This is a genomic window from Lentzea sp. NPDC020367 (assembly GCF_044387305.1).
Taxonomy (GTDB): Bacteria; Actinomycetota; Actinomycetes; order Mycobacteriales; family Pseudonocardiaceae; genus Lentzea.
Map to the genome: position 1 here is coordinate 550,917 of NZ_JBIRVV010000002.1, position 22,397 is coordinate 573,313.

23 protein-coding genes are annotated in these 22,397 nt (G+C 65.6%); 9 read left to right on the forward strand and 14 right to left on the reverse strand.

Annotated features, from left to right (window positions below; genetic code table 11):
• Positions 1 to 18: 18 nt before the first annotated feature.
• On the reverse strand, positions 19 to 1,704 hold the full coding sequence (locus tag ACH413_RS09735; RefSeq protein ID WP_360032579.1) for a cellulase family glycosylhydrolase: 1,686 nt from the start codon (positions 1,702 to 1,704) through the stop codon (positions 19 to 21).
• Between the two features lie 158 nt (positions 1,705 to 1,862).
• Between ACH413_RS09735 and ACH413_RS09740 the strand changes: the two genes are divergently transcribed.
• Genes ACH413_RS09740 through ACH413_RS09750 form a run of 3 tightly spaced genes read left to right on the forward strand, consistent with a single transcriptional unit; the run spans position 1,863 to position 4,968 of the window.
• Positions 1,863 to 2,924, forward strand: a complete 1,062-nt coding sequence (locus ACH413_RS09740; protein ID WP_360032576.1) for a MoxR family ATPase — start codon at positions 1,863 to 1,865, stop codon at positions 2,922 to 2,924.
• Positions 2,921 to 3,421 (forward strand): hypothetical protein, encoded by a 501-nt coding sequence (locus ACH413_RS09745; RefSeq protein WP_360032573.1) that lies wholly within the window; start codon positions 2,921 to 2,923, stop codon positions 3,419 to 3,421. The genes ACH413_RS09740 and ACH413_RS09745 overlap by 4 nt, the downstream gene beginning before the upstream one ends.
• Before the next feature lie 47 nt (positions 3,422 to 3,468).
• On the forward strand, positions 3,469 to 4,968 hold the full coding sequence (locus ACH413_RS09750; protein WP_360032570.1) for a recombinase family protein: 1,500 nt from the start codon (positions 3,469 to 3,471) through the stop codon (positions 4,966 to 4,968).
• A gap of 192 nt (positions 4,969 to 5,160) precedes the next feature.
• Here the strand turns inward: ACH413_RS09750 and ACH413_RS09755 are convergent, their stop codons facing one another.
• The 4 genes from ACH413_RS09755 to ACH413_RS09770 all read right to left on the reverse strand — a co-directional run bounded on the left by ACH413_RS09755 (position 5,161) and on the right by ACH413_RS09770 (position 10,053).
• Positions 5,161 to 7,515 (reverse strand): hypothetical protein, encoded by a 2,355-nt coding sequence (locus ACH413_RS09755; RefSeq protein ID WP_360032567.1) that lies wholly within the window; start codon positions 7,513 to 7,515, stop codon positions 5,161 to 5,163.
• Positions 7,481 to 7,819 (reverse strand): hypothetical protein, encoded by a 339-nt coding sequence (locus ACH413_RS09760; RefSeq protein ID WP_360032564.1) that lies wholly within the window; start codon positions 7,817 to 7,819, stop codon positions 7,481 to 7,483. Before ACH413_RS09760 ends, ACH413_RS09755 begins: the two co-directional genes overlap by 35 nt.
• Entirely contained in the window at positions 7,816 to 8,160 is a 345-nt protein-coding gene (locus ACH413_RS09765; protein ID WP_360032561.1) for a WhiB family transcriptional regulator, read from the reverse strand. The genes ACH413_RS09760 and ACH413_RS09765 overlap by 4 nt, the downstream gene beginning before the upstream one ends.
• Positions 8,161 to 8,562: 402 nt before the next feature.
• A complete protein-coding gene (locus ACH413_RS09770; protein ID WP_360032558.1) occupies positions 8,563 to 10,053 on the reverse strand; it encodes a hypothetical protein in 1,491 nt (496 codons plus the stop codon).
• A gap of 259 nt (positions 10,054 to 10,312) precedes the next feature.
• Here ACH413_RS09770 and ACH413_RS09775 point away from each other — a divergent pair, with 259 nt between their 5' ends.
• The 4 genes from ACH413_RS09775 (at position 10,313) to ACH413_RS09790 (ending at position 14,536) form a co-directional block, all read left to right on the forward strand.
• Entirely contained in the window at positions 10,313 to 10,753 is a 441-nt protein-coding gene (locus tag ACH413_RS09775) for an Imm1 family immunity protein (RefSeq protein WP_360032555.1), read from the forward strand.
• 1,236 nt (positions 10,754 to 11,989) lie between these two features.
• Positions 11,990 to 13,165 carry a hypothetical protein gene (locus ACH413_RS09780; RefSeq protein ID WP_360032552.1) on the forward strand — a complete coding sequence of 392 codons (1,176 nt, stop codon included), beginning with the start codon at positions 11,990 to 11,992 and terminating at the stop codon, positions 13,163 to 13,165.
• Complete coding sequence (locus tag ACH413_RS09785; RefSeq protein WP_360032549.1) at positions 13,165 to 13,845, forward strand: NAD-dependent protein deacetylase of SIR2 family; 681 nt, start codon at positions 13,165 to 13,167, stop codon at positions 13,843 to 13,845. Before ACH413_RS09780 ends, ACH413_RS09785 begins: the two co-directional genes overlap by 1 nt.
• Complete coding sequence (locus ACH413_RS09790) at positions 13,838 to 14,536, forward strand: class I SAM-dependent methyltransferase (protein ID WP_093588135.1); 699 nt, start codon at positions 13,838 to 13,840, stop codon at positions 14,534 to 14,536. Before ACH413_RS09785 ends, ACH413_RS09790 begins: the two co-directional genes overlap by 8 nt.
• Here ACH413_RS09790 and ACH413_RS09795 read toward each other — a convergent pair.
• The 6 genes from ACH413_RS09795 to ACH413_RS09820 all read right to left on the reverse strand — a co-directional run bounded on the left by ACH413_RS09795 (position 14,529) and on the right by ACH413_RS09820 (position 18,344).
• Positions 14,529 to 14,867 (reverse strand): hypothetical protein, encoded by a 339-nt coding sequence (locus ACH413_RS09795; protein WP_360032546.1) that lies wholly within the window; start codon positions 14,865 to 14,867, stop codon positions 14,529 to 14,531. The genes ACH413_RS09790 and ACH413_RS09795 overlap by 8 nt on opposite strands.
• 16 nt (positions 14,868 to 14,883) lie before the next feature.
• Positions 14,884 to 15,444, reverse strand: coding sequence for a TIGR03086 family metal-binding protein (locus ACH413_RS09800; protein WP_360032543.1), 561 nt, complete (start codon positions 15,442 to 15,444; stop codon positions 14,884 to 14,886).
• Positions 15,444 to 15,854 (reverse strand): hypothetical protein, encoded by a 411-nt coding sequence (locus ACH413_RS09805; protein ID WP_319973304.1) that lies wholly within the window; start codon positions 15,852 to 15,854, stop codon positions 15,444 to 15,446. The genes ACH413_RS09800 and ACH413_RS09805 overlap by 1 nt, the downstream gene beginning before the upstream one ends.
• On the reverse strand, positions 15,779 to 16,426 hold the full coding sequence (locus ACH413_RS09810; protein WP_360032540.1) for a DUF998 domain-containing protein: 648 nt from the start codon (positions 16,424 to 16,426) through the stop codon (positions 15,779 to 15,781). The genes ACH413_RS09805 and ACH413_RS09810 overlap by 76 nt, the downstream gene beginning before the upstream one ends.
• A 141-nt stretch (positions 16,427 to 16,567) precedes the next feature.
• Positions 16,568 to 17,296 carry an SDR family oxidoreductase gene (locus ACH413_RS09815; protein ID WP_360033805.1) on the reverse strand — a complete coding sequence of 243 codons (729 nt, stop codon included), beginning with the start codon at positions 17,294 to 17,296 and terminating at the stop codon, positions 16,568 to 16,570.
• A gap of 187 nt (positions 17,297 to 17,483) precedes the next feature.
• Positions 17,484 to 18,344 (reverse strand): LysR family transcriptional regulator ArgP, encoded by an 861-nt coding sequence (locus ACH413_RS09820; RefSeq protein ID WP_360031261.1) that lies wholly within the window; start codon positions 18,342 to 18,344, stop codon positions 17,484 to 17,486.
• A gap of 99 nt (positions 18,345 to 18,443) precedes the next feature.
• Between ACH413_RS09820 and ACH413_RS09825 the strand changes: the two genes are divergently transcribed.
• Positions 18,444 to 18,992 carry a LysE family transporter gene (locus ACH413_RS09825; protein WP_360031263.1) on the forward strand — a complete coding sequence of 183 codons (549 nt, stop codon included), beginning with the start codon at positions 18,444 to 18,446 and terminating at the stop codon, positions 18,990 to 18,992.
• Here the strand turns inward: ACH413_RS09825 and idi are convergent, their stop codons facing one another.
• The gene (gene idi / locus ACH413_RS09830; RefSeq protein WP_360031265.1) at positions 18,993 to 19,571 is read right to left on the reverse strand and encodes an isopentenyl-diphosphate Delta-isomerase; all 579 of its coding nucleotides are present in this window, start codon (positions 19,569 to 19,571) and stop codon (positions 18,993 to 18,995) included. It lies immediately after the preceding gene.
• A 111-nt stretch (positions 19,572 to 19,682) separates the two neighbouring features.
• Between idi and ACH413_RS09835 the strand changes: the two genes are divergently transcribed.
• Positions 19,683 to 19,871, forward strand: coding sequence for an MbtH family protein (locus ACH413_RS09835; RefSeq protein WP_330277491.1), 189 nt, complete (start codon positions 19,683 to 19,685; stop codon positions 19,869 to 19,871).
• Here ACH413_RS09835 and ACH413_RS09840 read toward each other — a convergent pair.
• Both ACH413_RS09840 and ACH413_RS09845 read right to left on the reverse strand, forming a co-directional pair.
• Positions 19,868 to 22,258: a glycoside hydrolase family 97 catalytic domain-containing protein gene (locus tag ACH413_RS09840; protein WP_360030390.1), complete on the reverse strand. Its 2,391-nt coding sequence runs from the start codon at positions 22,256 to 22,258 to the stop codon at positions 19,868 to 19,870. The genes ACH413_RS09835 and ACH413_RS09840 overlap by 4 nt on opposite strands.
• The gene (locus ACH413_RS09845; RefSeq protein ID WP_360030392.1) at positions 22,255 to 22,380 is read right to left on the reverse strand and encodes a hypothetical protein; all 126 of its coding nucleotides are present in this window, start codon (positions 22,378 to 22,380) and stop codon (positions 22,255 to 22,257) included. The genes ACH413_RS09840 and ACH413_RS09845 overlap by 4 nt, the downstream gene beginning before the upstream one ends.
• Positions 22,381 to 22,397: the final 17 nt, after the last annotated feature.

Genomic DNA, 22,397 nt, shown 5'->3' on the forward strand with positions numbered 1-22,397 from the left:
CTTCTTCATTCAGTCAGTTCAGCTGGTCGGGAAGTTGTCCGGGGTGCGGACGCGCTCGCGCACCCACACACCGGCTTCCTTCAGCACACCGGTACCCGAGAAGTTCGTGCCGGAGCAGGTGCCAGTCTTGAACACCGCGCCCGACAGACCGTCGTCGGAGTAGTTCCAGTTGGCCCACGAGATCTTCTTCTGGGCCATCAGGTCGATGTACTTCTGCGACGTCGTGAAGTCGTTCGAGCCGCCGCCGGACGCCGTCTGCGTGCCGAACTCGGTCACGAACACCGGAACAGCGCTGGAGACGCGGTTCAGGACGTCGATGTACGCCTGCTTGTGCGAGTTGGCGTAGAAGTGGAACGAGTACATGAAGTTGGTCGCGTTGACCTTGTTGTTCAGCACCACCGACGGGTCCTCGCCGTCGGAGTGGCCGAACGTCGACCAGCCGTTCGTGCCCGAGACGATGAGGCTGTCCGGGTCGATGTTGCGGATGACCGGGATCATCTGCTCGGCGTAGGACTTCACCTTCGCCCACGACGTGCCGTTGGGCTCGTTGGCGATGTCGTAGATGATGTTCGTCTTGTCCTTGTGCCGGTTGGCGATCTCCGTGAAGAACGTCTTGGCGCGGGACAGGTTGTAGTTCGGGTCACCGGGCGAGAGCTGGTGCCAGTCCACGAGGACGTAGATGCCGCGACGCGTGGCTTCCTCGATGTAGCTGTGCATCATGTCGGTGAACTTGCGGGGGTCGGTCTCGTAACCGTCCTCCTGGATGTACATGGCGACGCGGATGAAGTCCGCGTTCCAGTCGTTCACCAGCGCGTCCCACCACTGGGACTTGGCGCACTGGTGGTACCACTGGATGCCGTGCGTGCTCATGCCGCGCAGCTGGATCGGGTTGCCGTACTGGTTGCACAGCTGCACACCGCACACGCGCAGCAGGCCGTTGATGTCGTGCGGCCTGGTGCCGCCGGGCGTGCCCGGCTGCGTGCGCACCGAGACGGAGTTCGAGGCGCCGGACAGGTTGCCCGCCGCGTCGCGCGCCTGCACGGTGAAGGTGTACGCGGTGTCCGGCGTCAGGCCGGTCACGGTGTGCGTGGTGCCGACCGCGGTCTGCCCGTTGGACAGGACGTACGCGGCGACGCCCACGTTGTCGGTGGACGCGTTCCACGCCAGCGACACCGAGGACGACGTGGTGCCCGTCGAGCGCAGGTTGCCCGGCACCGAGGGGGCCACGGTGTCCGGCGTGCCCGCCTGGGCGTCGACGTCGATGCGGTCCAGGTTCGGGCCGCCGTTCGCCGTCGTCGCGACCGTTTTGATCGTGTTGGCGCCCGCGTTCAGCGTGACCGTCGTGGACTTGGTGGTCCACGTCGTCCACGCGCCGGTGCCCGGGAACGCGAGGTTCGACGCCACCACGGTGCCGTTGACCGAGATGTTCATCGGGCGGTTCGCCGTGGTGCCGTTGGCGAACCGGAACGTGAGCGCCGCCGGACCGGCGGTCCCCGCGTTCACGGTGAACTCGACGGAGCTGCCGACCTCGTTGTCGTAGTTGACGAAGCCCGAACCGGTGAAGCCTGCGTGGTTGGACTCGACGAGGCCGTTGGCGATCGTCGCGCTCTCCGCCTGGTACTGGACCGGGGCGGCGAAGGCGACGGCCGGAACAACAGCGAGTGCGAGAGCTGCTGGTACGACCAGGAACAGGGGTCTGGCCACAGGGTGCCTCCTGTGTAAGGGGAACAGCAGGGCGCGGCGGCGATTTAGTTAAGAAGGTTTCCTATCAGTGGTGGCTTGAATCACAGCACTAGACCACTGCTCCTGTCAACAAATTCGGGCGACCGGAACAAGTGGGATGAGGCATCCTCAACCACCTGATGCGATCCAAAGTCACCGTGACCCCAGCGCAGCTCCCGGAGGTGCTGCTGCACGTCGCCGTCGTCCGGCCGGTCTTCCTGTGGGGAGCACCGGGTATCGGCAAGTCCTCACTCGTGCGCAAGTTCGCCGCCGAGCTGGGCCTGGAGTGCGTGACGCTGCTCGGCACGCAGCTCGCGCCGGAGGACCTCATCGGAGTTCCGGAACTGGTCGGTGGCCGTTCCCGGTTCGCCCCGCCGGAGTCCATCGCGCGGCACGACCCGTACTGCCTGTTCCTCGACGAGCTGAACGCGAGCTCCCCCGAGGTGCAGAAGGCGTTCTACTCGCTGATCCTCGACCGGCGCATCGGCTCCTACGAGCTGCCGAAGGGCTCGATCGTGATCGGCGCCGGCAACCGGGCGGTCGACAACGCCCTGGCGCGCCCGATGGCGTCCGCGCTCGTGAACCGCATGATCCACGTGCACCTCACGGCGTCCGCGCGCGACTGGCTGACGTGGGCGCGTGAGAGCAACATCCACCCGTGGGTGCTGGAGTACCTGACGCAGCGCCCGGACCACCTGTGGAGCGCGGCACCGAAGGTCGAGGAGTCGTTCTCCACGCCACGTGGCTGGCACATGCTCTCCGACGCGCTGCACTCGTTCGGCGACGACATCTCCGACGACCTGCTGGAGGTGCTGGCGTTCGGCACGGTCACCGCGAACCACGCGTCGATGTTCAAGGCGTACGTGAAGACCGTGCGGCACGCGTACGGGCTGGAGTCCGTGCTGCGCGGTGACGCCCGCTGGCCGTCCGCTCCCCAGGACCGCGACCTGCTGTACTTCCTGGCCGAGGCGTTCCGCGCGCGGCTGGTGAAGGAACTGCCGCACGACAAGGCGCACGCGCCCGCGGCGGGCAAGCAGCTCGCGCACCGGGGCAAGGCGCTGTTGCTGGAACTGGCCGAGCTGTCGCTGGAGATCGCGCAGATGGTGATCGCGGCCGACGACGACGGCAATCCCGTGCTGCCCGCGTGGTTCCTCGTCGAGGTCACCCGCGACCTGCCCCGACTGGTCGCCGCACGCGCATGAGCAGGCGCGGGAAGGCCCACGTCGACCAGGCCGCGCTGGACTTCGAGGCCGCACGCGCGCAAATCCGGCTGCACCCGCTGTTCGCGCCGTTGAGCAGCTACGAGAGCCGGAGCTCCGACCACCCGTGGGCGGACATCTCGCTGGACGGGTCAATGCGCGCGCACCCGACCCGCAAGGCCGGTGAGGCCGAATGGGTGTGGGTGTTCGCGCATTGCCTGCTGCACCTGGGTTTCGGCACCGGCTCCTGCGACGAGGTGCTGGACTTCCAGCCCGCGATCCGGCTCGGCACCCGCCCGCTGTCGTGGGAGCCGGGCCGGTGCGTGCGCGGCGGGCCCGCCAGGGAACCGAAGCGCTGGGCCGATCGGTTCGCCGCCGGACTGTCCAACGCCGCCGTGGCCGCGATCGACGTGGCGGGTGGCGCGCGGTCGTCGTTGTCCGACTCGCGGCCGGTGCGCAGCGAGTGGGATCTGGCGTTGAGCTGGTCCTGTTCACTCTGAAACCACACACCTGACGAGGTACCGTCAGGTCGGGGATGGGAGTCAACATGGCCAGCACCGCCCGCCGTCCTAAGGGGACGGACGATCTCTTTCCTCCGGCCCTGCGCGCAGACCGCGACTACCTGTTGAACCTTGACGAGTCCGCTCGCCCTTGCGTGTTCTACTTCCGCAAGTCCGTAGGCGACGACTTTGCCACCCAAGTAATGCGATGTCTGCAATACGCCCGGAGCGCGAACCTACGACTCGACCCAACCCTAGGAGTTGGCGGCGTCTTCTTCGACGAGGACAAGTCCGGCATGAAGAACGTCGAGCGGCTCGGTTACGACCGACTGATGTCGGGAGTGATGCGGGGTGACCTCAAGGACCATTTTGTCATCGTTCGCGATCAAGATCGGCTCTCTCGCAAAGAATCATCCGTTCTTGAGGAATACCACATCATCACAGAGCTGGCCAAGGTCAGGACATTCGAATCCACTGGCCGCGAAATCAAAGATGACATCGCGACCGGCGTTATCGGCGTTGTTAACCGAGCAGAGGCCAAGATCACAGCCGCCAGGCAGCGCGCAAAGAAAGAGTTCCGTGCTATCTCGGGCATGCCTCCAGCAGGCCGCATCCGAAAGACAGGCTACTCCGCCGACTACACAGCGATAAACTGGGAAGAAGCAAAGATTCTCCGGCGCGCCCGCAACAAGGCCGTTTCCGGTCAATCGTTGCACAGCATTTGCGAAGACATGCTCCGCAGAGGAGACGTCAAGCGGAGCGGAAAGCCGTATATCGTCAGCGACATAAGCAGGCTTTTGCGTGATCCCACCTACGCAGGGTACCGCGTATTTAAGCGTGATATCGAAGTAGAAGGCATCGTTATCCCGAAAGGCACACCGGTCTCCAAAGGCAGCTGGCCGAAGATCTTTACTGAAGATGAGCACCACGAAGTCGTGAAGCACTTGTCCAAAAATAAGGCATGGGCGACCGAGAACAAGGCGAAGTACTTGCTCTCCGGAATCCTCGTCTGCGCCGAGTGCGGAACCACGATGGCTCATCAACCCAAGATCGGAAAGAAACACAAGGACGGCTCCGCGAACATCCTGCACGTATACAGCTGCCACAAGAAGCGCGGAGGATGCGGCAAACTCTCACGCAATGCACGCGCTCTAGACAAATTCTTCATCGAGCTGACATACCAGGCAATCCTGCGACTGCCGGACGCGACAGAGCAGGTCGTCGATAACACCGGCAATGAGATCACTCGCCTAGAGGCCAAGATCAGCACTGCAATTCAGGCGTTCAAGGACGACATCATCAACATCGCCGAACTCGCGGACATCAAACAAGATGCGCAAGAGAAGATCTCAGCACTGAAAAAGGATCAGGTCAAGCGGCGCCAACCACTGCCTGTCGATGACGCGGAATCCTTTATGCAAGCCGAAGTCGCCAAAAAACGAGACACGATCCGGCGATTCTTTCCCAGAGTGGGCGTCAAAAGGGTTGGGTCCGGCGTTCGATTCAAGCCGGATCAGCTGGTTTTCCCGGAGCACGAGGAAGACTAGCGCTTCCCTTATCCCAAAGGCGGTGCCCCTGACCCAGGTCAGGGGCACCGCCTTTATTCGAGTATTGACCTGATGTCTCTCGCTTTGGCTTCATCAAAGAATCCTCGCTGCTCAAGCTTCGCAAGAAAGTTCCGAATCCATTCCTCTTGCTCGGTTTTCTCCTGACCGATTGGGAAGTCCCTAGCGGACGAGCTAGCGGTCGTCAGCATCACCTCTCATCCCGCCGGGGAGGGAGCCTCCAGCCTGCCCGTCTAGCTTCGGCCTCACGCCTGCGGTCGAGCTGCCTCCAAGCTGGCCCGACGGCCTCCCTGCGAGGCGTTCAGGCTGTTCAGCAGAGGGAGCTAGCGCCAGGGAGGAGCCAGGGAAAGGTCCCTGACTCCCTGCCGCCTCCCTTGTGTCCACTGTGGTCTCGCCGCCGTCGCCACTGCGGGCGCGATGAGCAATCGCGTCCGCGACGTCTTCAGACCGGATGACCATCGTTCCGTCTGATTTCCTTGGCCGGATTCCGAATCCGAGAAGTGCAGCGCGGAGGTCTCGCGCCGTCCACGGTTCGTACTCTTTGGGGTTGAGTGCTGCGAGCCGTGAGAGGACGGTTTGAGTGCGGACACGGGGCTCTCCTTCGATTGCTGACTGTATGTCGGCAAGGTGGTCGATTGGCGCGGTATTCTCGATTTCTTTCAAATTCACGCCGGCGGTTACCGGCAAAATTTCGAGATTTGCGATTGCTCGGGCAATGATGGGGGTGACGTCATCAATGCCGTCCTCGAACGGTAGATAGAACGTGCGGACGAGTTCAAACGAGTTATGCGTGACACCAACTGCCACGCACGTTCCCCGGTCGGTGTGCATCCTCAGTTCGGTTGCCCGCACACCGGCGCGATACTTCCCGGATCCCAATAGACCATCGTTGGCGATGTGGTCAGCGACAGCGAACGCTGTGCCGCATGAGATGTTCCGCGTGATCTCCTTCGGGATGCTGTCCTTGGTTGGCGATTGGGTGGCGAACAGAACAACGATCGCGTACTTGCGGCCACGCTTGATGAGCTTGACAGCGAGTTCCGCCGCTCGCTTTCCATACTTGGGATGCTGGAACAGCTCGTGACACTCATCGATCGCCAGAAAGAGCGGATGCAGGCCCAATCGCGGGTTGTCGGCAAGCCTGCGCGATACCTTCGGCGGTCGGCCCGGCTGCTCTCCGAGAACCCGGCCGCGCCGCTCCATTTCAACGAGAAGGTCCTCCAGGGCCTGAACGGCATCGGCGGCAACCGAGTCGTCCATTCCCATCCGATAGCGACTCAGGCGCGGCGCCAGCGGATCGAAATCCGGGCTTTCGCCCATGACGAACGCCCACAGTTCGGCGGTCGGGTCCAATGCCGCGCCGACCATGAGCACGCGGAGAAGGTTGGTCTTTCCCTGCCCCGGTCGCCCACCGACTAGCCAGTTGCTTCCGATCAGTGGCGCGTTGATGACGAGCCCGCGTTGCGTCAAGCCGAACGGCACACCCTCGAACACGTCGACCACGCCATCGTGCAGTAGCGGCCAATCGCCAGCGCCGCCGGAAAGCGTGCCCTTGTCGGCAATCCACAGGTCAAGCACTCCGTCTTCCTCACCTGTGGTGGGCCACGTCTCCAATGACGCGCGTCCCAGGTTGGCCGCCAGAACCTTTCGCCGATCGGAGACCATCTCGGCTGTGACTCCGAGCGGCAGGCGGATTTGTGCTTGTGTTCCGTCGCCGTCCTTTCGTGCCGCCAGGGTGTAGACGAGTTCACCGCCACCTTTGAGAAAGGCGTTCAGCGGAGCGATTCCCAGATGCGCCAGCGCGCGGGTAATCATCCGTTCGTCCACCCAGGACCCGGCATCGTCGCGGTCCGGCCGCGTCAGCCATCCCGCACCCGGCGTCCGGTCGCGGCCCTCCCACACGGCCGCGCCGACAATCCCGACCGCAGTCACCGGGGGCACCCACGGCCACGCCGCCGACACAGCGGCCCTCAGAGCGTCCCTGACGGCGTAGACGGCCCGAAGCCACCCCGGCATAGCCGAGACGTCCAGAACGGCCTCTACGAGCGCCAGGAGAACGAGCAGCGCCGTGCAGGCCGCTGCGCCGACAAGCGTCCTGCGGAGGAAGATCCCGAGCTTGGCCCACCGTGCCCGTGCGTCGGAGCGGATCAACTCCTGCGCCGTGCGCCGTGCCTGGGTGTCTCCGGCCAGCCTGGCAGCCCGTGCGTCGGCCCGGAGATCCGAGTACGACGCCCATCGCCAGCCCTTGGCGATCCACCGCCCTGTTCCCCTGGTCAGGAACCACAGCAGCCGGGCCACATCGCGGGGTGCTGAACGGAGTCGATACAAGATCACCGACCGTGCTCGGATCACCCCGTCCAGGTCGCCGATATACCTCACCGCGGTCTTGATCATGAACGGCTTTACCTGTTGCCGCACAACGATTTCCTCGTCGTCCACGATCTGTCCATCTAGGACTTGAGAGACAAGTTCCTTACCCGGATTTTCAAGATCATCATCCACGCCGGCCCCGACCCCGAAGATGATCACTCACCGCTGTCACGGTGAGCGCCCGCACAAGGACCCAGGACGCGAACAACGCGGGCACCAACAGAGCGGCCAGCCGTGCCCATCCCGACGCGCCAGGGTGCGTCAGAACGAGCCACTGAACGCCAGCGATGAGCCCCGCGCCGACAAGCACCCGGCCAGTCAGCGACAGCAGCCGCGCGCCACCACGGTCAGCCTCCGCCGCCTTGCGCGCCCGCCGCACCGACAACCGCCAGCAGACCCACAACACGAGCACCGCGACCAGACCAGCCAGCACGAGCGGAGCAGACACCTCGACCCCGGTCATGACCGCTCACCCAACCCGGTGCCGCCGTCGCGGCGTTCCTCCCAGCACTCGAACACCGCACGCCGGGCGTCTTCCGGCAGAGGACCCCACACACCCGCAGGCTCGTGGCCACGAGCGCGGAAATCCCACTCCAGACACTCACGCTGAACTGGGCAGTCCGCACACACCCGCGCGGCCAACTCCCGGTCAGCCCGGAACTCTCCAGTCCACTCCGGATACTCGCCACTGGTCGACAACCACCCGCACAAGCCCCGATTGCGGACCTCGTGCACCAGCTGGTCATCCGCCAGCCCGGCGAACTCATCAAGATCGGCGGCAACCCGCTCGTAGATCTCGTTCATCGGCTCACACACCCGGACCGGGCATACGCCAGGTGTCGAATCGCATCAGCCGGAATCCACGCCTTGCCACGCCGCCACACCACGGGCAGGTTGCCGACGCGGATCGCGTGACAGACGGCGTGCACGCTGCCACCGGTCAGCCACACCACTTGCTTAATCGAAAGAACATCAGAACGCGAGAAACGCATGGCGTTAAACCCTTTACTTGAGGCTCCGACCAGCGGTTTCGCTGGCCGTGACTCAAGTAGGCGGGAACGGCGCGACGAACTCTATTTCGAGATCTGCGTTCGGATATGCAACGGCTGGAAACACCTGCTCAGAGCCTGCGCCCCTTGGCGCGACTTCTAAATCTTGCATAAGCAGGTGACGCTTTATGCAAGCGGTGCAAGGTGACGAGATAGGTCAGCCAGGAAGCTCGTCGCTTGCACTACTGGGGTTCTTGGCCGCGCGGAAGAGACCACGGAACTCCGCGCCCGCGTGAACGCCATGCGTCGCCAGCTCTGCATCTAGCTCAGCCGCAACCATCAACAGGGAGTAGCGACTTTGACGCCCTGCCTCGAACGCCTCAACGCCCAACCGGCTTGCGTATTCATGGTCCCCAGACCGTGCAGCCACGACAGCAAGGGTAAGTTTTGCTTCGGCATTTCGCATTGGCGCAACCACAAGACCATCCGCCGTTTCGCTACGTCGGATTACCTCTTCCGCATTCCGCTTGGCGAGATCATCGCGTCCCGCGATGCGATAGGTATCCATCGCATAGAAATCCCACTTATCGGGATCGACAACGAAATGGTTATCCGGACGTTCTGGATACGGCAGGCTGCCAAGCTTTTCGCTTCCAAGCTGCATCGCCTCGTAAGCCTTCTCCGCATCACCCATGCGCGCATACGCTTTCGCCTGCTGCGCGTGAAGCTGCACGGCGACAGACTGCGACGGCGCAGCAATGATTCCTGTCTCTGCGGCCGCAATGACGGCCCGATAGTTTCCTGTGGTTAGGTGAAACCAGGCGAGCATTTCGTGAGCCCAGCCAATTACAGAGGCATCTCCCGAATCAGTCCCCAGCTTTAGCGCCATCTCACGGGTAGCTTGCGCAGGTGCCTTTTCGCCGAGATCGTACTCAAGGCATCCGACCAGAAGCGCAAGAAGTCCCGCATTATGCAACAGTTCCTTGTGCTGCACGAGGGTTAGCTGACGATTCAGCAGTTGACTGACGTGGTTAAGCCAAGACTGTGCAGTGCGCTTTAGCTTTCGGGCGTCCGCATGTGAGTAGTCACAGCATAGTTGTGTGACGGTCAAGCTTAGAGCATCAATAGTGGGCTGATCGATCGCGGAAGCGCGAATACGCCCAACAAGTTCGGAGGTGTCCATCCCGGTACTTACAACCAAGATGCGGTCGCGCTCCGACTGATCGATCGGAGCGCGACCGTCAGTCCCGTTTTGGTCGGGGATTACCTGCCTGCTACTGCCTCCTGCGTAGTCAAACCACAGAAGATGTTGCGGGAGGTGAAGCGTCCTGCCCCAGGTGCGCAGCCAGCGGATGTTTTCCTCTGGAGGCCCATTTTCGACTCGACTGAGTTTCGACTGAGTCACGTTCAGCCAGCGAGCCAAAAGTTCCTGAGTGAGCGTGTGCCCATACAGACTCAAGAACATCGGATGGTTTCGGTAAGCCTTGAAAACCTGCCCGATGTGCTGGTTCGCGAACGCCGCACGGAACTGGTCGGTTTCAAAGAACTCATTCCGAAGTTGGGCAGGTGGCGTGCGCAGCTGATCACGCTGACTGCGATGGCAGGTTGCGCAGAGCCTTGCCGTATTGGCCAGAGGGAGCTTGGTGTTGCAGCCCTGACAATGCCTGTCCTCCTGGCGCTTGCCTCCCGGCAAAAGAGGTCCGGTCATCTCGTCTCTTCCTCCGTCAGCGTCTGCGGCGGACGCGCTACCTCTGACCAGCGTACGCACCACAACTGGGTGACACCATTAGGTTACGCCGATCGGTACGCCCAGCCCTCTGATCAGGCGTTACCCATGGCGTGCAAGGCCCTCTCAGAACCAGGTATAGACATCCAACTGGAACAGGCTTGACGGTGAGACGTGAAAACGTCCGCCAGCGCATTTCCCCTGTACTTGAAGGTGGCGCCAGAACTCTTGCGGGAATCGCGTGATTGTCACAGCAGTTCTCAGTACCGGCTTAGTTGTCGTTGCGAATGGGCCAATCGAGGTCAACAACCTGATTTCTGAAGTCCTTCACATCGACCACCGCACGTGGGAAACATTGATGTTCGTCGGAGACGAGGAAGTGCGAAGCACGAAGGAAGGCCCGCAACCAGGACATCAATTAAGAGTAAGTGTTATTCCGACGCGCAGCCTTGCCGCTCTGAACTACATGGATCACGATGATCCAGAAATGATGATTGCAAACTCATACAACCCGGCGCGCCCACTTCCGGAAGTAGACCTGATCTTCAGCGGCGATACGGGAGCCGTATTTCCGCGTTCAGCGGCCATCTCAGTTGATGACGCTCGCATTGCGATGACCGAGTGGGCAAATACGCGCAAGCGCCCCACTCATTGTCAATGGCGCGCTTATGACAGTTACTAGAGGAGTAGGCATGGAGGTAGTTCGCCGTCCGGTTACGGTGAGATGGAGGTACGCATGGGAGGATGATCTCGCCCACTTTCTGAAAAAGACGAAAGTCCGCCTAAGTATTGACGATCTCAAGGTCGCCGCAGTTCACTTCGGGGTTGACCTGAGTGAGTTGGTCGAGATCCTGAGGGCTTCCTACAAGGCGCTAGATAGCGCCGCCGATTCGAAACTGTTTCTCATGGGCGATGCCGTCCTGCGTTGGGAGATTGAGCGACTTCGAAGCATATCCTCTTGCTGGCCAAGGCCCAGACGGGATTGGAAGGGGATTGGCAGCGAAGAGTCGTGGCGCACGCTGGAAGGGTCTCGGATAGGCCTGGAGATTCGAGGAATTCGGGCTTCCCTCCCCCCAGATCGAGCTATCGAGATTGCCAGGGTCCGTGCTGATCGTGCGACTAACCAGGCAGAGGTTTACCGACGTAGCGGCGAACGCGCGCTAGCTGTTCAATTGAGCGAGCGCGCGGAACTGTGGACGGAAGTGATGGCGCAATGCTCATCCTCGTAGGAAGTTTTGCGCTAGCGGCAATCGCACTGCTCATATGGTTCAACTGGCCGCGCTTGGTTGAAACTGCGCAAAATCTTTGGATGGGCTTCCGGGCATTCGAGGTTCGCCGTGCCACATGGGGACTATATCGAGTCGCGATTACGCGTCGTACACGCATAAGGCTCATGAGCAGGGTGCACGAGGTTGCGATCACGCTAGGCATTGGCACTTCGGCGCTTGAGTACGCTATTGATGACTACAACTTCTGCCTTGAAGCCAGACAGCAGGGGCGTACTGATGAGGCATGGGAGTACCTGAACCTGACGGCGGCCACCTTTAGCGCGAACGTATTTGACCTAGCCGCGTGTGCAGCACTGTTGCACAGAGGTGTTCTTTGGGGATATCTCTACGCCCCACAGTATGACCTAGCCCAGTCGCTTTGCATCGAATTCGAAACAGCGATCAGACTCTCTGCGTTCTTGAGCCGAATCGAGAGACGACGACTGCAAAGAGATGATCTTGCTTAGTCGCTCCTCATGATGCCCTGACCGCGTGCCGCCTACCGCGTCGTGGCTCGGTCCTGACGTGACCAGGGAGAGGTCTGATGCCCCCTCAGGGTTCACCTCGGGACGCTCGTCATCCTTCGTGAGTGCACCGCCCCGCGCCAGAAATCCGTTGCAGGACAAGGTTTTTTGGTGTGGTCTGCCATCATGACCAACGATCGGGCAGGTGTGTGGGTTTGCGCTGAACACAAGTGGTTCGTGTCGAACTACCCGCTGCTGGGCGCGCTGGCGTCGACGATGACGGTCGTGGCGGACGCGGAACTGGCGCGGGGCTGGGACATCTCGATCGCGGCGGTGTCGGCGGCCGCGGCCGAGATCTACGTGAACCCGTTGGCGGGCTTGACGAAGCCCGAGTGGAGGTTCGTGCTCGCGCACGAGATGCTGCACGCCGCGCTGCGCCACGGCGACCGGGTCGGCGGGAGGGATCCGTACCTGTGGAACATCGCCGCCGACTTCGTGGTGAACGGCTGGCTGGTCGAGATGGGCGTCGGGTCGCCGCCCTCGGGAGTCCTGCACGACCCCGAGCTGCGCGGCCTTTCGGCGGAGTCCGTCTACGACCGCATCGCGGTGGACCTGCGGCGGTACCGCAAGCTGCTCACGTTGCGCGGCAATCATCAGGGCGACCTTCTCGGCGAACCTCTGCGCGGGCCGTCGGACGTGGCCGATCTGGACGACTTCTACCGGCGTGCGTTGCTGACCGGGCTGAGCTATCACACTTCGTCGCGTGGACTCCTGCCCGCCGGACTGGTCGAGGAGATCCGGGCGCTGGAGCACCCGCCGCTGTCGTGGGACGCCCAGCTGGCGCGGTGGTTCGAGGAGTTCGTTCCGGCCGTGGAGAAGCGCCGCAGCTACGCCCGTGCGTCGCGACGGCAAGCGTCCACTCCGGACATTCCGCGGCCCGGCTGGGTGCGGCCGGAGTCACTGGAGGCGCGGCCGACGTTCGGCGTCGTGCTCGACACGTCCGGCTCGATGGACCCCCAGTTGCTGGGAAAGGCTCTCGGCGCGATCGCTTCTTATGCCGCGGCACGTGACGTGCCCGCCGCACGCGTGGTTTTCTGTGACGCGATGGCATATGACGCTGGATACGTGCCCGTGGAGGACATCGCGGGCCGGGTGAAGGTCCGCGGGCGCGGCGGAACGGTGCTGCAGCCCGGTGTCGACCTGCTCGAACGCGCCTCCGACTTTCCCGATGCCGGCCCGATCCTGATCATCACCGACGCCGGGTGCGACGTGCTGAGGATCCGGCGCGAGCACGCGTTCCTGATCCCGGCGGGCGCGCATCTGCCGTTCCGCGCCCGCGGCCCGGTCTTCCGGATGTCCTGATGGAGATCGCCTGCGACGAGTCGGGTTCCGAGGGCGAGAAGCTCGTCGGCGGCGTCACCGCGGTCTTCGCCCACGCCGGCGTTCTCCTCTCGCACGAGGAGGCTTCGGGGTGCGTCGAGACGCTGCGCGAGATGATCAAGTCGCCCGCGCTGGAGTACAAGGCGAACCACCTGCTGCGGCAGAAGAACCGGTGGGTGCTGTTGTGGTTCTTGGGGCCGGACGGACCATTGGTGGGCAAGGCGCGCGTTCAGCTCGTGGACAAACGGCGGTACCTGGCCTCGCGCGTGCGTGCTGAGTTCGGCGGTGTGACGGGGCCGCTGGAGCTGTACAACGACCTGCTGCGGGCCCGTGGTCCGCGCGGGAATCTCGACCCATTGTTCCCCGCCATCCTGCGCGCCGTGGCTCAGTGGGAGACTTCCGGTGGCGGGCCGGTGTCGATCGTGCACGACCAGCAGCTGTCGCTCACCGATGGACGTATCCGGCAGCTCAAGAAACTCGCGCCACGGCTGCAATGCCTGACGCTGGTCGACTCGCAGTACGACGCCCGCGTGCAGGTTGCCGACTTCCTGGCCGGAATCGCGCGACGGGTCGCCGAGGAAGAACTCAACGGACGACCTGACCGCGAGGTGATCGAGTTGCTGATGCCCTTCGTGGTCGGACCTAGGATGTGGCATGCCTGACGCTATTTTCGCCGACCCGAGACTGGCTCGGCTCTACGACGCCTTCGACGGGCCGCGCGTGGACCTGAACCTGTACCTCGGCATCGCGGCCGAACTGGAGGCGGCGAGCGTGCTCGACGTCGGATGCGGGACGGGCAGCCTGGCGGTGATGCTGGCGTCGTCCGGCCGGACCGTCGTCGGGGTGGATCCCGCGCTGGCGTCGCTGGAGATCGCGCGCGCCAAGGAGTCCAGGGTGACCTGGATCCACGGCGACGCGACCACGCTGCCCGCGTTGTCGGTCGACCTCGCCACGATGACCGGGAACGTCGCGCAGGTGTTCCTGGGCGACGACTGGGAGGCCACGCTGCGCGGGGTGCGCCGGGCGCTCAAGCCCGGCGGGCACTTCGTGTTCGAGACGCGCCGCCCGGAGCACCGCGCCTGGGAGGACTGGTCACGCGCGAAGCCGCGGGTGCTGGTCGGGGTGCGCGAGCAGCTCGAACTGCTCAACGTGAGCCTGCCGTTCGTGTCGTTCCGGCACACCTACCAGTTCCCGGACGGCTCGGTGATCTCCTCGGACTCGACGCTGCGGTTCCGGTCGCGTCCCGAGATCGAGCAGAGCCTGACGCGCTGCGGCTTCGAGGTCGTCGACGTGCGCGACGCACCCGACCGGCCGGGCCGGGAGCACGTGTTCGTGGCGCGCAGGGTCAACTGACCAGCGCGGGCTGCTTCCAGGCCTGCACCAGCCACGGCAGGACGCGCGGCAGCCGGTCGGCCACGATGTCGTGCAGCACCAGCACCATCCGGCCGGAGTGCGCGGGGCCGGCGTCGAGCCACACCACGTGCATCAGGACGCCGGTCTGCAGGTCGAGCCCCGCCTCCGCCTCCGCGAGGGCGGCGGGGGTGGCGGCGGCGGGGTCGGCGACCTCGTGGTGCGCGAAGCCGGAACGACACAGCTCAGGATGCAGTTCCACCAGTGAATCCATGGCGGCGGCGAGACGTCCCACGCCCAGCCCTGCCCGAACCTGCACCGTAATGGCTCTCACGTTAGGAGAGCCTAACCTAGGCCCAGCCGGGGTTCCGCCCACTGAGTCCCAGGACACGGTCGAGCAGAGGCGCGTTCGAGTCGACCTCCACCGCGGCTCCGAAGAGCGAGCCGTCGCGGTCGTCCGGTCCGATCGACGCCACGAAGCCGTGGACGACCTGGAGCAGGCCTTCCTCGACCTCGAACGGCTGCCCGGTCGCCTTGGCGAGGTCCCAGCCGTGCAGCACGATCTCGTCCAGCGCCACGGCACCGGCGACCTCGCCGGGCAGGTCGACACCACCGGCGCGGGTCATGCCCTCCCACGCCTCGGGTGAGCGCCAGGCCTTCGCCAGTTCCCCGAGCCTCGCCGGCACGGACTCGCGGAAGTCGAGCGGCAGCCGGGCCGCGTCGCCGGTGCCGGAGCCTTCGAGCGGGGTCTTCAGCGCCGCCGCCGTGAACGCGGCCGACAGGCCGTTCACGTGGTCGAGCAGGTCGCCGACCGTGTAGTCGGGACACGGGGTCGGCGCCTTCAGGTCGCCGTCTGTCACGGTGCGCACCAGGCCCGCGAGCTGATCAGCCGCGGGAGTCAGGTCGAACATCAGTAGCCGTCGCCTCCCCAGAACTGTTCCTCGAGCGTGTCGGCGGTACCGGCGAGCAACTGGAGCGGATCGGTGAACTCGTGGATGTCGAGATCCTTGAGCGGCAACGAGTGCCGCACCACGACGTGCTCCCCCATGATCGCGAGGCCGCACGCGACGGTCGAGTTGCCCACCTCCGCCAGCACCGCGCGGAGGTCCACGTCCTTGGCCAGGCCGCACGGGGACGCGATCTGCACCCATTCGTGCATCTTGTCGAGCACTTCCCTGACGATGATCACGACCTGCGTGCGTTCATCGTCGCCTTCGTCCTCGTCCCCGAAGGTGAAGAGGATCCTCAGCTCCTCGTCCTCGTCGTGGATGACGTCGTACTCGGCGCGGACGTAATCCGCGAGGTCTCCCCAACTCGCCATGGCGCAACCCTACTTGCCGCGATGGCCCACAGCCCGACGACCAGAACAGCCGCCACCTCCGCGGCGAGCAAGATCCTCTCTATGTAGCCCAACGGGAACACGCGCCACCACCGAACGTCGGAGGCCATGCCCATCACAATGGCGTAGAGGATGGGCATGAATGCGACAACGCTCAACAAACCGGACGCCATAGTCCATTTGGCATGTTTGCCCCACATGTGATCGCGGAGCCACGGCCGCGCGAGCAGGATGACGGCGATCGGCAGGCTGACGAACGCGATCATGCTGCCGAACCGGTGGATGCTGCCGCTCAGTTCGTTGGTGCCCATGGCCCAGTTCGTCTTGGGGAACGCCACCACGAGGAACAGGCCGATCGACCACAGGGTCAGCGCGATCGCCCCGCCGGAACGCCACCTCGTCAGTCCTTTGTGGACCAGCACGGCGAGGATCGCGAGCGAGCCCACGGCCAGCGACACCACCGCGATGTCGAAGACCGTGCGGTAGTCGCCCAGCGCGTACTCGCTGATCGTGCGACGCAGCGGGCCGACGGTCAGGTCGAGCAGGCCGACCATGGCCACCGTCGCGACGACGGCGAGTGAACCGCCGGTGGCGGCTAGTCGAGGTATCAGCACATAACGGACAACGCCCAGGTGCGCGTGTCGGGTTCCTGGGTTCAGGAACCCGACAGCTCGCACCCAGGGTTTCAACAGCTTTCAGCCGAAGACGCTGCCGCAGGTGATGTTGACCTGCGATCCGGTGAGGGTGCGTCCCCAGTCCGAGGCCACGAACACCGCCGTCCGCCCGACGTCCTCCAGGGTCGCGGCCCTGCCGAGCAGCGTGTCGCCGACGATGTCCTGCTCGATCGGCGCCCGGTGCTCCGGCGGAACCGACTCGGGGATGCCGCCGGTCTGCAGCGTCACCACCCGGACACCCCGCGGACCGAGCTCGGCCGCGAGCTGGCGGCGCATGGACTCGACCGCGTCGAACGCCGCGAGCAGGCCGCCGAGCTGCCACTTCCGGTGCGCCGACGGCTCGCCGGTGCCGCCGAAGAACAGGATGACGCCCTCGCCCTGCCTGGTCATGTGCCGGGCCGCCGCCCGCGCGGTGAGGAACTTCGACCGGACCGCCGACACGACCGGGCTGAGGTAGTCCTCGACGCTCATCTCGATCATGGGCGTGCCCTGGACGTCGTTGTCGGTGGTGACGTTGACGGAGATGTCGATCCGGTCGAACGTGGCGGCGTGCCGGTCCACGGCCTCCTCGTCCAGCGCGTCGACCACGGCGTAGTGGGCGTGGAGCTCGTCGGCCTTCGCCTTGAGCGTCGCCTCGGTGCGGCCGGCCAGGTGCACGTCGGCACCGGCCTGTTTGAACGCCGCCGCGATCGCGCCGCCCACGTTGCCCGCGCCGCCGTAGATGACTGCGGTCTTCCCGTTGAGGTTCATCGGTTCGCCGGTCATGGCGTCGAGGATAGTGGTGTGGCTCGAAACGTTGCCGTGCGAATTCGCGGTCAGGCGGGTGCATCGCGGCGCCGCCCCCACGCCCCCATACTGGATGTATGGGGGCGTGGGGGCGGCGCCGCGAGGTGCCCTGCTGAGCGTGAATTCACCGCCAACGTTTCGAGCCACACCACTAGCTCCGGAGAGCTGTGACCGCCTCTTGCGCGACCGCCTCGGCCACGGCGTTCAGCGCCGGCGAGTCGAGCTTCCACTGCTGCCAGTACAGCGGCACGGAGATGGTGCGGCCCGGCGCGAGGTCGACCAGGCCGTCCTGAAGCTGTTGCGGCGGCACCATTCCCCAGCCGATGCCCGCCACGATCGTCCGCACGTACACCTCGGACGACGGCACGAAGTGGCGGTGCTCCGAGGCGCCGCGGCCGCGGGTCAGCGTGCGCACGAACCGGTCCTGCAGTTCGTCGTTGCGGTCGAACACGACCACCGGCGCGTCCGGCAGCCACGACTTCAGCGGTCCGTCCTCGTGCCTGTCCACGTACGGCCGCGATGCCATTGCCGCGTAACGGATCTCCCCCAGCTTCGTGACCGAGCACCCCGCGACCGGCTCGCGCGAGGACGTCACCGCCGCCATCACCAGCCCCTGCCGCAGCAACGCCGTCGTGTGGTCCTGGTCCTCGCGGTGCAGGTCGAAGGAGATCCTGAGCGACGGCGAAACCCGTTGCAGGGCAGGCAGGAACCACGTGGCGAGCGAGTCGGCGTTCACCGCGATCGGCACCCGCACGACGGCGTCCTCGCCCAGCGCCGCGTCCAGGTCCTGGTCCAGCGCGAGCAGTTGCCGACCGTAGCGCACGATCACCTCACCGGACGGCGTCAGCCGCACCGGCCGCGCCCGCACCAGCAACACGCGTCCGGTTCGTTGTTCGAGGGCCTTGATGCGTTGCGAGACAGCGGAAGGCGTGACGTGCAACGCGGCGGCGGCAGCGTCGAACGTGCCCGCGTCCACGACGGCGAGCAGCGTGCGCACCAGGTCCAGATCCATCACGTCCGCTAATGATACGTAAGAATCTGTAGCTGGTCTCATCAAGAAGGCGACAATAGCGTGGACCGCGTGACTGACCTGCTGCTCGGCTTCGGCACCATGATGACCCTGATCGTCGCGATCGGCGCGCAGAACGCTTTCGTGCTGCGCCAAGGCCTTCGCAAGCACGCGGTCGCCAAGGTCGTCGCCGTCTGCGCCCTCTCGGACGCGATCCTGGTCGCGGCAGGAGTCGCCGGGTTCGGCGCGATCGTGAAGAAGTTCCCTCAGGCGATCACGGTCGCGGCGATCGCGGGCGGCCTTTTCCTGCTGGGCTACGGATTCCTGGCGGCGCGCCGGGCCTTCCACCCCTCAGCGCTTCGGGCGGGCGAGGACACGAACACCCGCCCCGTCCTGACCGCGCTGGCGCTGACGTGGCTCAACCCGCACGTCTACCTCGACACGCTCCTGCTGCTCGGCTCGATCGCGGCCGGCCGCTGGCTGTTCGGCGTCGGCGCGGTCACCGCGAGCATCACGTGGTTCGTCGCGCTCGGGTACGGCGCGCGCCTGCTGGGCCCGTTGTTCGCGAAGCCCCGCGCGTGGCGGGTGCTGGACGGCCTGATCGCGGCCGTGATGATCACCCTCGGGGTGACCCTGATCGCCGGGTCGTGATCAGGACCCGAGCTTCACGGCCTTCGGGAGGCCTGCCTGGTCCCCCACCGGCCACGCCAGCGGATCCGGCCCCAGCTTCACCAGTTCGGCGACCTGTAGCCGCGACCACGGCGAGACCGCGCGCGTCCCGTCCAGCACACCGGACGCGTAGTCCGCCCACGCCACCCGTTCGGTCGAGTCGACCTCGTCCGGGTTCGGCACCGGCTCGTCGTCGGAGAGCACGCGGAACACCGGGCACATCTCGTTCTCGACGACGCCGTCCATCTCCGCGCGGTAGCGGAAGGCCGGCAACAGGAGCTCGGGCTCGGGCGTCTTCATGCCGAGTTCGTCCCACAGGCGGCGCAACACGGCCTGGGCCATGTCCTCTTCCGGCAGGGGGTGGCCGCAGCAGGTGTTGGTCCACAGGCCCGGGAAGGTCTTCTTGTGCAGGGCACGGCGGGTGAGGATCGTGTTGCCCGCCGAGTCGAAGACGTAGCTGGAGAACGCCAGGTGCAGCGGGGTGGCCGCGTGGTGCACCACCGCCTTGTCCTCGACGCCGATGGCCGAACCGTCCTCGGCCAGGAGGACCACCTGTTCCACAGTCACGGGCACCACGTAATCACACGCGGGCCAAGATCGGGAACCACGCGGACGAGTGAGCTTGAGCGTAGAGATAGCCGGACCATAGGTGTCCCAGGTCACCCTGGGGGCATGACTTCCCCGTTCGCTCAGGCTCACACCATGTTCCTGGTGCTGGTCAGCCCGGCGGGCCAGTACTCGATCTGGCCCGCGGTGCTGCAGGTGCCCGCAGGGTGGCAGGTCGTCCACGGAGTCGCCTGCCGCCAGTCCTGCGAGGACTACGTCCAGGCTCTCCGCAACGACCTTCCCCTGGCTGCCTAGCAAGTCAGCCGGGCGTCACCCCACACAGCGTTGTCGAGGCTCGTGCCGTCGCCGCCGTCGGTCACCCGCAGCGTCAACGCCTTCACCCCACCGACATCCACGCTGATGGGCAGCGCCGGGTCCACCGACCGGCGCAGCGGGCTCGCGTGCAGCACGCGGCCGTCGCCCAGCACCTCGAACGTCACCGTGCCGCCAACGCCGGCCGCGCGGTCCACCCGGCCGTCCACCTCGTCGTCCACGCCCACGGTCGCGTCGAACCGGGAGCACGTCCCGAGTTCGACGGTCCTGTCCGCGGGCGTCGTGCCGATGCCCTTGCCGAACCGCACGCCGCCGGTGGTCAGCGTCCTGCCCTCGACGGAACGGTCGTTGCCGGCCACGTAGATCTGTCCGGCGGGCAACGGTTTCCACACGTGTGCGCGCGTCGCCTTCTCTGCCTCGGCACCGGCGAACCGCGCCACCAACGGCACGTCTGTCAGGCCCACAACAGGATTCGCGCCGACACGGACGGTCCACCTACCGTGCACCGACTCCCCCGGCGCGACCCGCAACGCCCTCACCGCCGAGGAAGCACTCCACCCGGACGGCACGCGCGGCGCGAACGTCACGCCGTACAACGGCCGGTCCGAGGTGTTGGTGAACGTGCCGATCATCTCGAACGCCTCCCCCGGCCGCACCGACACCTCCGCAGGCGTGACAGCGACGGAAGTCGACGGGACGCCGTGAACAGGCCGTGCGCAGGTGTCGCGTGCAGGACGGCAGACCAGCGCGACGAACCCGCCGTCCCGCGCCACCGGAATGGTCAGCTTCCCCGAAGTGACGTGGGTTTCCTCGACCAGCCCGGCGGCACCGTCGCGCACGACCTCGACCAGCCACCGACCCGACCCCAACGCGGGCAGGTCCAGGACACGGGCCTCCCCCGCCACCGTCCCGCCGACGAACCACCGGTCACCCGAACGCCGCGCCATCACCACGCTTTCCGTCGGACGCCCGGACAACAGCCGCGTCTCGTCCCACGCCGCCGGCGCCTGCTCCAGGAACCAGCGCGCCAACGGGCGGGCGTCGTAGGAGTCCGGGCGCCCGGCCAGGTTCTGGACGCCCGACTCGTACAGCACCGACAACGCCAGTTCGCCACCATCGGTGTTGGCACGAGTCCGATGGAAGCCGCCGGGCGTGTAGTCCATGCCGCCGACGACGTTGCGGGTGAACGGCAGTGCGGTGAGGTGAGAAGTGGTGAGGCCGCTGGACTTCTCGGCGCCGTGCACGGCCTCGGTCGTCATGACGTGCGGCCAGGTGCGGTGGATGCCGTGCGGCAGCGTGGCGCCGTGGAAGTTGACCAGGAAGTGCATTCGGGCGGTCTCGGGCAGGATCTCGTCGTACCAGCGGTAGCGCTCCTGGCCGTCGGAGTCCATGAAGTCGATCTTCAGGCCCCGTACACCCCACCGGTGCAGCCACGGCAGGTAGTCCGCGCGCTTCTCGGCGGTGTCGACGCTGCTGAACCGCACCCACGTGTGGATGCCGACGCCCCGCGCCGACGCGTACCGGACGAGTTCGGGGATGAAGCTGGTCTGGCGCCAGTTCGGGTCGTCGTACCAGCCCGCGTCGACCACGACGTACGGCCAGCCGCGCGCGGCCGCGTAGTCCACGAACTCCTTCTGCCGCACCAGGTCCTGTTGCACGGGACGGCCACCGGCGAGCCAGGACCACACCGCGGGGCCTGGCTCGATCCACGACGTGTCGCGCACCCGCGAGGCCGGCGCGAGGTCGTCCACCAGCGTCGACTCCACCACGGTGGCCAGCGAACCGACGATCATCGTGCGCCACGGCGTCTTCAGCGCGCCGGTCACCGCGACGGCGGAGTCCCACAGCTTGACCTGGTACCGGCCGCCGCCGACGTGCACGAGGTGACCGCCGGAGTAGCGTCCGTCCACATCGGACTCGGTGATCAGCGCGTACGAACCGCCGACCTCGAACAGCGCCGGGTGCATGTACTCGGTCTGCTCGGCGGAACCGGCGGTGGTCTGGAGGAACGGGTTCTCGTAGTCACGCCGGAACTTCGCGAGCCACGCCACCGAATCGGCGGGCAGCACGAAGGCGGAGGCCTCACCGGTGACCGCGCCGAAGTTCCGCGGCAGCTCGTACCGGTACGCGACGCCGTCGGGAGATTCGCGCACCACGAAGCCGAGCTCACCAGCGGAGGACGTGAACCGGTAGGTGGTCTCGGTGGCGCGCACGACCCGGTCCCGCTTCTTGCCGGACGTCGTGCGGTAGCGCTCGAAGATCGCCCGGCGTGACTTGCCGGTCAACGCAAGGCCGGAGGTGAAATCAGCGCGCTCGGTCGTGATCCCGACCGGCGACGGCCGCACGACGGTCCTGCCCCGATGCGTCACGGCCAGCGTGACGGCCCCACCGGCAACGTCGACAACGGCCCGCGGGCCCTCAACACCCGCCTGAGCAGGTGGTACGACCAGCCCCACGCCAGCGCGACGACAGCAAGCGTTCTCACCGCCACGGACACTCCCCTCGTGA